The organism is Mesorhizobium sp. M7A.F.Ca.US.014.04.1.1 (assembly GCF_003998745.1).
Classification (GTDB): Bacteria; Pseudomonadota; Alphaproteobacteria; order Rhizobiales; family Rhizobiaceae; genus Mesorhizobium; species Mesorhizobium ciceri.
On the sequence record NZ_RZRW01001031.1, the window covers coordinates 1 to 1,232 of the forward strand.

Sequence of the window (1,232 nt, forward strand, 5' to 3'; positions counted from 1 at the left end):
CGTTCACACTCTGACCAGCCGTAACCGGCTACTTCGCTGATCCTGCGGCGATGTTGCCGGCGGCAATTTCCATCCATGTCCAGAGATAGGCGGCAAGACCGCGATCGACATGGATGCGCAGCTTGGCGTCATGGCGATAGACGACGGCGCTGATGTCGGCGAAGGACAGCGCTGCACTGGCGCTCGCTTGGCTGGGATCGAGCGTCGTTCCACGCGCGATGAAAGCGTCGAGCGCCGTGCCCTCGGCCTCGAACATTTGCAACCCGGCGCTGATCGCCGTCACCGCGAACCCGTCTGTGTGCCAGCCCGAGGCGATGGCAAGCGGGCTGTTCGAGACGATCAGCAGCCGGTCGCGCGCCAGTCGCGCCGCATAGCGGTCACCTTGTGCGGTGCCAAAGGCTCCGACTCCGTTCCCGTCGGCGCTCGAAGCCCGCGCCCACGCGTCGAGGTCGCCGCTGACCAGCAACTGGTTGAGGCCGCAGACCGCGCGCACCACAAGGCCGGGCACCTTGATCACCGCCGATTGCCAGTCCGGTGCAACGGACCATTTTTCCGCGAGATCACGCATGCAGCCGGTCTCCTGCCGGGTCGAAGGCGCAAGGGGCGGTAATTGTCGCCTTGCTGATCTTGCCGAGATACTGGATGTCAATCGTCTCGCCGTGCCGCGTCGCGCCGCGCTCTATCAGCCCAAGCGCAACCGGGCGGCCAAGCGTCGGGCTCTGGTAGCTCGAGGTGACAAAGCCCTGGCTGCGCAATCTGCCGTCGATCCGTTTGATGCCATGCGCGCCGGTCGGCAGCGGTGCTTCGCCTTGCGGCACTGCCAGCCCGACAAGCTGCATGCGATTGTCACGCGACGCCTCCTCGGTGAACAATGAGCGGCGGCCGACGAACTCGGTCTTGCGTTTGGCCCGCGGACCGTGGACGCCGAGATCATGCGGCAATGTGGTGCCGTCGGTGTCCTTGCCGATGACGATAAAACCCTTTTCGGCACGCAGGATCATCAGCGCCTCCAGGCCGATGACGATGGCGTCGAGCGCCTGGCCGGCCTCGCGCAGATGCGCCCATAGCGGCTCGGCGTGGTCGGCCCGGATCGAAATCTCGTAGCTCCTGTCGCCGGTGAAACTGACGCGGGCGATGCGGACTTCGTCGCCGGCATAAGTGCCATGACCGATCGCCATATGCGGCAGGTCGGCATCGTCGAGCGAGAGGCCAAGATGCAGCTTTTCCAGCAG

General features: G+C 65.3%; 2 protein-coding genes. Both read right to left on the reverse strand.

Going from position 1 to position 1,232, the window contains the following annotated elements; all coding sequences use genetic code 11:
* Window positions 1-28: 28 nt before the first annotated feature.
* Window positions 29-568 (reverse strand): hypothetical protein, encoded by a 540-nt coding sequence (locus EOA22_RS34195; protein WP_063169863.1) that lies wholly within the window; start codon window positions 566-568, stop codon window positions 29-31.
* Window positions 561-1,232 (reverse strand): glycine cleavage T C-terminal barrel domain-containing protein (locus EOA22_RS34200; protein ID WP_281040814.1); only part of this gene is annotated, 672 nt, incomplete at its 5' end. The genes EOA22_RS34195 and EOA22_RS34200, both read right to left, overlap by 8 nt.

Bases quoted from the DNA above. Each gene is read 5' to 3' on its own strand.
- EOA22_RS34195 (WP_063169863.1), bottom strand. From the start codon at position 568: ATGCGTGATCTCGCGGAAAAATGGTCCGTTGCACCGGACTGGCAATCG.